At 44.9% G+C, this 8,602-nt stretch carries 6 protein-coding genes; 1 reads left to right on the top strand and 5 read right to left on the bottom strand.

The window, feature by feature from the left end; translation table 11 throughout:
- The coding region (locus tag PREMU_RS06875) for an IS1595 family transposase (protein WP_083819266.1) at positions 1-810 on the bottom strand (810 nt) is incomplete at its 3' end.
- A gap of 249 nt (positions 811-1,059) precedes the next feature.
- Between PREMU_RS06875 and PREMU_RS06870 the strand changes: the two genes are divergently transcribed.
- Positions 1,060-1,269, top strand: coding sequence for a hypothetical protein (locus PREMU_RS06870; protein WP_007574147.1), 210 nt, complete (start codon positions 1,060-1,062; stop codon positions 1,267-1,269).
- Between the two features lie 19 nt (positions 1,270-1,288).
- Here the strand turns inward: PREMU_RS06870 and PREMU_RS06865 are convergent, their stop codons facing one another.
- The 4 genes from PREMU_RS06865 to PREMU_RS06850 all read right to left on the bottom strand — a co-directional run bounded on the left by PREMU_RS06865 (position 1,289) and on the right by PREMU_RS06850 (position 8,587).
- Complete coding sequence (locus tag PREMU_RS06865; RefSeq protein ID WP_007574146.1) at positions 1,289-3,832, bottom strand: zinc-dependent metalloprotease; 2,544 nt, start codon at positions 3,830-3,832, stop codon at positions 1,289-1,291.
- Positions 3,829-6,375: a zinc-dependent metalloprotease gene (locus PREMU_RS06860; protein ID WP_007574145.1), complete on the bottom strand. Its 2,547-nt coding sequence runs from the start codon at positions 6,373-6,375 to the stop codon at positions 3,829-3,831. Before PREMU_RS06860 ends, PREMU_RS06865 begins: the two co-directional genes overlap by 4 nt.
- A 12-nt stretch (positions 6,376-6,387) precedes the next feature.
- A complete protein-coding gene (locus tag PREMU_RS06855; protein WP_007574144.1) occupies positions 6,388-7,815 on the bottom strand; it encodes a PKD-like domain-containing protein in 1,428 nt (475 codons plus the stop codon).
- A gap of 64 nt (positions 7,816-7,879) precedes the next feature.
- Positions 7,880-8,587 (bottom strand): DUF4843 domain-containing protein, encoded by a 708-nt coding sequence (locus PREMU_RS06850; RefSeq protein WP_007574143.1) that lies wholly within the window; start codon positions 8,585-8,587, stop codon positions 7,880-7,882.
- Positions 8,588-8,602 lie beyond the last annotated feature (15 nt).

Genomic DNA, 8,602 nt, shown 5'->3' with positions numbered 1-8,602 from the left:
AAGGGCGACTTCACACTTTTTGCCACCCGAACAGCATCCTGGGGATATGTGTACCCATGGAAGCACCTTGCCGACCATGGTCTTGTCCCTCATCTTATATGCTTTATGCTTAGCGACAATTTTGTTCGCTGTAAGTGCCGCGTAAGACTTCGTGGCATCTGTGGTAGCATTAGCCCCGGCATCTATGGAATTCTTTATTTTGTCTTCCTCCGTAGCCGCCTTCAAGTCCGGTATAACCTCCATCTTGATATGACCGACCCGTTTCCCGGTGCTGTACTTTTTCATTGGTGTGTTTGTAGGAACAGAACTTTCCGCCATGACAAGCACGGCCGTCTTCCGTTGGCTTCCATGTCCACGCTTGAGAGGATGCCATTTTTCACTGTCAGGCGTCTCCGTGGAGAAGAATCCTTCATCAAGTTCCACTTGGTCAAACAGCCTGTAGAGACTGTCACGCTTACCCATCACATCACGCAGCTTATGCATCATTTCCCAGACGGGTTGGTAGCGTTTCCTTCCAAGCTGGCGCTGTACCTCCAAAGCGGATATGGTCCGCTTCGTACTTACTATCAGAAATATTGCCACGAGCCAATCGAAAATCGGCAGATTGCTGCCTTGCATCACTGTGCCGGAACGGAGGGTAACCTCATGACCGCAATCCATACATGTCCAAGACTTATGGCTCGGATTCCAACTGAGGTGCAAACCGCCACATACCGGACAATAAAGAGTATGGCATTCACGAAATTCCTTAAGAGCATGCTCGCAAGCTTCCTCGTTAGGATAAACTTCATAGAAATCCGTCAAATTCATAATCATTCCTTTCCAATAGTCAAACATAAGCCCGCAATTTTTATACCAAGGATTGTCCAGGCTGTATAAACTTTGCTAATTTGGATGATTGCGGATATTCATTAATTTTTAGTTATAACGGAAAAAGTGGGGAATTATTTGCTCAGTTAGCAATCAATTTTTCAACCGTACAGGTCGAATAATTTTCGGCTTTAGCTTCTGCGTCGCTTTCTATTGGTTTTAATCGCACCTTTATGGAATTGAAATGAGATGAACAGATATTTGTTGTTTAAGGACGAGATGCAGCCTCTCTCCCAACCTCTCTACAGCCTCTTCCCCCGTCCCCTCTCCGCTTGGAAAGGGGAGAGAAAACCAATGTCTACAAACGAAGGAGGTATCTCTTTGATACAAAGAAAGGCTCTCTTCGATACGAAGAAACGCCCCCTTCCCATCGAAGAGGGTGTTTCTTTCTGTGCATAGGGTGCGAAGCTGCACCGCTTTATTCGTTCATGTAGCGTTGAACACGCGCATACATCAATTCGTATTGTGCCTTGAGTGTACTGTTACTCGTAGTCTTGATACGCTCTGCAAGGAGTGTTTGCAACTTCTGTGCATAGTGAAACACATACTCGGCAGTGCGGTCTATTGTCTCTGTCCACATCGTTTCTGGATCGCCATAACCCGTTCCGAAACCGAGGAAGGATACGTCTTCTTTGTCGTTGCGAAGGCTGCGCACCCTACCCATCTGCTTCACTTCCATAACGTTCGACTTGAGTCGTTCCACGTATAAACGCTCCATGGCAATATCGTCATCATCGAGTGACTCGTCACCTGCGATCGTCTTTTTCCATACGTTGTTATAAACGTCCTCGTTATATTCCAATGGTGAATAGGATGTAGAATCGGCATAGTAACTGAGTGCTAAACGCGCTGTTGCAGACATAGCCATCTCTTGTATGCCACTTGCCAACATCTTATAAGGGTGCGAATTAACCTGTGGCAATCTATCTTCAAGACTTGTTATACCCCGTTTGCCGAACTTTCGAGCCTCATCCAAGAGCCACATTGCTGCTGCACGTTGGCGTTCCTTTGATATGACTTCATAGCGTGGGAGCCCTGAAGACTCGGTCGTTTGATAGAGCTTGATACCGCCTATCAAGGCATAAACATTGCGTGAGTAACCATAAGCCTGAGACACTATTTGACGATAGAGTTTCGCCTTTCTAGCCCCGTCCTCACCATCTGGTATCCACTCATCAAAGTGCTGGAGGATGTATTCAAGGTTCTTCAAACTATAGGTACTCGACTTGATGGCATCGCTACCAAGGTCCTCCTCGATCGCAGTTGGGTCATAACGATAACGCGACTGTTGCAATCCATAACGATGCATAGGGTCGGTTTCGTGTTGAGCCACAAGTTCCTGCAAAGGCTTAATATCATCGCGGAACCCTTTAGAGTTAGGGAATACACGATAACCCCACTCTATGGCATATTTGTCATAGACGCCGAGAATAGGCGGTGTAAGCGATACGCCCTTATCAGAAGGCTGTGCAACGTAATTGAAACGGGCATAATCCATGATAGAGGCAGTGGTGCCATACTTATGAGTGAAGTCCACTGAGCGTAACGAGTCAGTAGGTATAGCAGCTGATGCAGCCATATTGTGCATTAATCCGAGTGTATGACCAACCTCGTGACCAACGATGTATTCGAGCGAAGCCTCTAGTATGCTATCAGGCATATTGAGCGTTCGAGCAGCGGGATCGAGCTGTGCCGTCTGGATAAAACGCCAACTATTTATGACGTTGACCACGTCGTTATAAACCAAGACAGTGGCTGTGATGATTTCACCCGTGCGTGGATCAATCCATGACGGCCCCATTGCATTCTCTGTGGCAGTAGGCAAGTAACGTATGCAAGAGTACTTGAAATTATCTGGATCAAAGCTTGGGTCATCCGTTGGGAAGTCCCTTACCTGCATGACATTCTTAAATCCTATACGTTCAAAAGCAGCGTTCCAACGCAGAACGGAGTTCCTAATCGCCTTCTTCCAAAGCGGTGGGAAGTTGTTGTCGATATAGTAAACAATCGGCTTCTTAGGCTCTGAGAGCTTTCCTGCAAAGTATGCAGCAGAGTCCTTTGGCTCTACTCGCCACCTATTAATAAAGCTCGCATGCTCTATGAGTTCGTCGTTAACTATTGCTTTAGGAGTAAGGAAGTAACCTAGTCGGACATCGCTAAGTCGAGGCGTCATCTTATCCTCTGGCAATAGAGCTAATGTAAATTCGACACCGATGGATACCGGTTGATTGCTGATTGCCACACTGCCACTATTACCCGTCATGTTGGCTACGTAGTTACGTTCCATCTTAATACATGCGTTGGACTCAAAGGACTTTAATGCAGTAACCTTTATCCATTCGGGTTTCAATTCGGCATCCACTCTGTAAGGACCAGCTATCTTGGCGATAACAGGGAAATACTTACTTTCGCGCAAGAAGAACGATGAGGCATCGAAGACTATACCACCTGTTTTCTTGTTACGAGCCTTGATTGGAAAGGAATAGAGGTCGAGGTTACGATAGTTAGTAGCCTCGGCTTCCTTTGCCATTGGCGTTGGTAAGGCGTCAAGCAACTCTGAATTGACAGCCTGCATGACGATGGAACTATCCTTCTGAACGAATCGGATATGAGAAACAGAGCCTGCACGTGTACCTAATTCGGCATATTGCGGACTGGATACTGACGAGATGGTTGCCCCAAGCAACATATCACGATTGAGGGAAGAAGGGGGGAGTTCGACGTAAAGTTTCTCTCCCGTTCGATAGAGAGAGACGAAAGGACCTCGGGCAGAGTCAGTCTTCTGTTCTGTAAGGAGTCGCTCGTAAGCATCTTTCTTCACCACAGTTGTGGTTGTCTTAGTCTCTTTCTTCTTCTTTTTAAAGAATGGGAAAGCCTGCACCGAGAGTGAGATACTTAGCAAACCAACAGATAGTAAGCTGATGGCAGCCGTTCTCTTAGATTGAATGAATACTTTTCTCATTTCTTAACCTCTATTGTCTTGTTCACTTTGAAGAGCAACATCTCATAGTGAGTGCGTGCTTCTAATGGCAAGTTAGCCTTTAGGCACTTTTCTAAAGCTGGTTTTAACTTAGCCAGACAATTATAGAAATAAAGCTCAGAGTTGTCTGCTACAGTGATATCCACTGTTGGGGCAAGATTCTGTGAAGGGTCTCCAAAACCTGGTGTAGCACCCATGTCGTCATCCTTCAACGCCGAACGACTGCCCGGACCACCCTCAGAACCACCATTGCCAGTGGCTTTTGAGACTACATTCTGCGCATAATTCATGAATGTGCGTTGCAGAACTCGTTCGCTCTGAGACGGTGCGCGCATTTGAGCAACGCTCTTGAAGAGACCGTCATAGAGGTCATCAAAGTACTCCTTCTGCGTATAGCTGTTTGGATTCAAGTAGGAGGTGACAGCCACACGAAGTCTAGCTGCAAGCAAGTCATAGCCTATGAACTCCAAAGACTGGTCATAGTAACTAACAGATAAGAACCCTTTGCGCTCGTAGTTGCGGTTAGCATACTTAGTAAAGTTGGTTGCCTGTTGTAGGCACCACAGCATAGAGCGACGCTGAAGATCCTTAGGTACGACCTGATACTGCGCTATTCCACTTGAAACCTTCATGTTGTTAAGGTACATACCACCCACGTTACTAAGCACATGTTTGAATGTTTCGTATCGATTCTGTGATATCTGGAGATAGAGCTGATCCTTGATTCGTGTGTCCTCATCGTTCTTTATCCACTTAGAGAGGTTCGATTCAACGATAGAGTAGTTCTTGTTGGCAAGGTTGGCAGTCTCAATCATGTCATTACCGAGCGCACCTTGCTGCACACGTGGATCCCACTTGCCATTGCGTTCAGCATAGTAACGATAGCGAGGATTCTGTACCTTCTTGTCGACGAAAGCCTCAAGTGTCTTTGTCTCATCGTTGATAGAGACAGAAGAAGGGTCGAAGTAACGATAGTTCCAATCGATGGTGAAATAGTCATACATGCCCAAATCGGTTTGAGCAAGGCGTACACCATGGTCTGTGGGTTGTGCCACAAAATTATAATCTACGTCATCCATAACCGATGGCGTTAGTCCCATGGTTGTGGTGAAACGTGCATTACGCAAAGAGTCAGTAGGATAAGTAGATGATGCACCAGGGTTAGCTTGCAATCCCAACATACTTCCCATCTCTCTCATCACAAGTAGCTTCAAACCTTCAGCAAACTGAGCTGCATTCAAGCGGTTGCCTCTCACTGATGGATCAACGGCTCCTGTCTCAACCAAACGACGCTTATGTAGAGAGCGTTCAACGTCAGAATAGATAAACATTGACGCACTCATGATCTCTCCAGTATTAGGGTTTACATACTTGTCACTCGATGGTTCGGATGAAGAACCATTAGGGATATATCTGATACAAGAGTACTGCACGTTGTCTGGGTCGAAGTCTTCTTGATCTTTAGGGAAGTCTACCACCTCTATTGCATTTCGATATCCAACCTTCTCAAAAGCCTTGTTCCACGCAAGAACACCCTCTCTGATAGGTTTCTTCCAAGCCTCTGGAAAGGTGTTATCAAGATAGAAGAGGATAAGCTGAACAGGCTCACTTAGTTTGCCTTTAGTGTATGCCTTCTTATCACGTGGCACAAGATTCCAACGGTGAGAATAGTAGATTTTCTTTGTTTCAGCCCCTTCCACTGGTATTCCTAATCGAGCAGAATAATTAACCCCAATGCGTGAGTCCATAATACGAGGACGCATAGCTAACTCGGGAACAAGGGCTATGCTATAGCTTACACCTACTGTTGTTGGACGCTCACCACCTATCGGCATAGACATTAAAGAGGTGGAAACGCCATAGGAGAAGTCGTTATTGATGGACAAGTTAGTATCAAAACTCTTTATACCACGTATAAAAGAAAGCTCTGGCTTAGGTGTTGCCTTGATAGAATACTTACCATTACGTGTTGGCATAACAGGCAGTAGGTTAGTTGGTTTCCCTAGTAAAGAGGTAACGTCGAAGACTACTGCTGTACTGTCATTGTTATATGCCATGATGTTAAAACCCTGCCAGATACCATCGCGATAGTTGAGTGCTAGGGCGCTATTAAGCTCTGGTGAGGAGGCATTCGACTGAAAGAGAACATTGTTCGGGGTCTTCATTACCACCGAGCTATCCTGTATGTCGAAATAAAAGAGTACTGGGTTAGCACTCGTCGAACCGACTGTCACCGTTGTAGGGTCGGTCGTTGACGTGATCGTGCCACCTAATATCATCTGCTTCTTAAGCAGTGTTCGCGGTAATTCAAAGTAGATTTTGTTGTCTTGCTTGTAGACTGTGATGAACTTACTACGTGCTGTCTCGGTCTTCTTGTCCTTAAAGAGTCGATCGTACTTCGTCTCCTCTTTGGCTTTAGAAGAGCCCTTCGACTTATTGTCATCAGCCTTAACTACAGTACCATGCAATACTAGGAGGAACGCAAAAGTCCCTCGCAGTAATAGTTTCCAATGTGAGATATCCATTATCATTAATGTTTATTTATTTCTGTATAGTGCCTTCACAATCCTCTTAGTGATATGCTGTTTCGACCAACGTAGGCTATTAGTCTGTGCGTCATAACAGTAAAGACTACCCTGCATAGCGCTTGATGGGTCGTTAGTTGCTATATATATAAGGTTGTCATCATCGGAAAATACCATGTCAACTATAGTCTCCGTGCTATTGCCAACACTAATGAGCGGAGCCGTAGGGAAGGTTCCGTTCGCGAGGACGTTATGTGCATATACGGCGTTACCCTTCGTGTAGTAAACGATGTTCTTACTACGTGCTGAACGCACAACAGAGCCATTGGCAATTCCTGTTGACGCTGGCATAGCTATGCGATACAGGACATTTGCAGCAATGCGCTTGGTTGCGTCAGATGAATAATAGCCTGGGAAGATATAGTTGAAATAGAATGTTCCCGTACTCTTCTGACATGTGATGAGGGCGAGATGACGCTGCTTATTAATGTTAGCCATACCTACCAAGGTGTCACCAGAGAATGTTCCCTTAAGGATCTCGGCTGGTATTGAGGTGTTCTCAATGCCCATTGTGAGAAGAGAACCATGTGAATTGTCGAAGTAAGCATCGGCATGTGCATAGAACAAGTCCTCTCTCCACCATGGAATCATGTACTTGGCAAGTGTGACGTTACCACTGACAGCACCATTGAAACGTGATGTCTGTGTTTGAAGATTGGTTGAATTCACATCAAGAGAATAGAGGTTATGATCCGTAAGAGCCATCACCTTGGGTCGACTATCATCCGAACTTGCCGCTAACTGATTGACCTTCTCACCAACAGAAGTATTAAAGATCGACACCATCTCATAGCCATCTAGCTGATAAATCTTCGATGGGTTGCCTGCAGCAAGGAACAAGATGTTTGACTTCTGACTATCGAATGTCCTACTGAAAGCCATTGAGCGTGGTGCACCAAAGCTGACATTAGGGTTGTTCTCAGCCAATACATCCAGCTTGAAAGACTTGTTTACATCCTCAGTTGGGACGTATGACAAGATGGTTTGATTGTTGTTATCAGCCAAGAGATAGATTCCCTTGGTGTAAGCATACTCTACATTGACATTGAACTCATAGATTTGAATGTTCTGACCATTGCTTACACGCAAGCGAGCTTTGTACTCTCCCGACTTGTTACAAGGGTAGACTAGCTTCGCATCGTTCGATACTAGCTTATGATTAACCTCCCATTCGTAAGTAAGGGGTTTGTCTCCATTTGTCTGCAAGATGGTTGGATTGATCTTAAGAGTATCGTTCTGATGCAATGTGTAAGTACTTTCAAGAGGATTCTGAAGACTTATTACTGATACAAGGTTGTCCCCTGCAGTAGAGTCATCCTTAATACATGAGGTGAAGGTAAAGGCAGATAGCGCCAATACATATAAATATTTCTTTATCATACTTGTAGCTTTCTCATTCCATGAAGGGACCGTGTCCCGTAACTGTTATCTATTAGTTGTATTGTTACTCAGGGTTTGCTAGGAAATAAGCCTTAACTTTCTGAATGTTTCTATACAGCTGCGTCTGTAGACGAGGATTGCGAAATGCATTCACAATTAGGCTTGGGTCGGAGTTATAATACGACAACAACATACGATACTTGGCCGGAGTATAATCTGGAAGACCCATTGCCTTCATTATTGGATAGTCCCACCAATAAGGCTTCTCGAGTACATTATCGAAGGTGATAATGCGTTTGGTCATATTTGGGAAACGAACTCCCAAATCGTTGGTAGCCTCTAAACGCAATACAAGACGTATGTTATCATTCTGCGTACTACTCAAGTTTTGACGCAACAACACCACTGGGAATGTTGCTGAAAGACTATCGGCTGGAATGATCTGATCGCTATCCAATGCCTCATAGTGTACACCTGCTTGAGCCGAGCTACTAGGGTCAACGACTACCTTAAAGTGCTGGGCTGTAGACTTTCTAATGCCTGCGAGCTTTACAGTAACAGCCACTGTATCACGTGTCACACTAGTTGGTGCAGTTCCAAAAGAGTAATTATATAAGGTGTCAGAAGTATTCTTCAAATCAAAATACACCTGGTTATTGCCTTCAAAATCACCTTCTTTAGAATATTCCCCATCGTAATCTATACCAGAGCATGCCTGCCATGACAAGGCAATAACACCAATGGCAAAGAAGTTTATGATTGACTTATACATAATCTATTAAATTAT

The sequence above is a fragment of the Hallella multisaccharivorax DSM 17128 genome, from assembly GCF_000218235.1.
Classification (GTDB): domain Bacteria; phylum Bacteroidota; class Bacteroidia; order Bacteroidales; family Bacteroidaceae; genus Prevotella; species Prevotella multisaccharivorax.
The sequence above is the reverse complement of the archived record's forward strand: the minus strand, read 5'-3'. Positions and strand labels throughout refer to the sequence as shown.

What these genes read in the sequence shown, in the direction of transcription:
- PREMU_RS06870 (WP_007574147.1), top strand. Translation starts at nt 1,060, where the DNA reads ATGAACAGATATTTGTTGTTTAAGGACGAGATGCAGCCTCTCTCCCAA.
- PREMU_RS06865 (WP_007574146.1), bottom strand. Translation starts at nt 3,832, where the DNA reads ATGAGAAAAGTATTCATTCAATCTAAGAGAACGGCTGCCATCAGCTTA.
- PREMU_RS06860 (WP_007574145.1), bottom strand. Translation starts at nt 6,375, where the DNA reads ATGGATATCTCACATTGGAAACTATTACTGCGAGGGACTTTTGCGTTC.
- PREMU_RS06855 (WP_007574144.1), bottom strand. Translation starts at nt 7,815, where the DNA reads ATGATAAAGAAATATTTATATGTATTGGCGCTATCTGCCTTTACCTTC.
- PREMU_RS06850 (WP_007574143.1), bottom strand. Translation starts at nt 8,587, where the DNA reads ATGTATAAGTCAATCATAAACTTCTTTGCCATTGGTGTTATTGCCTTG.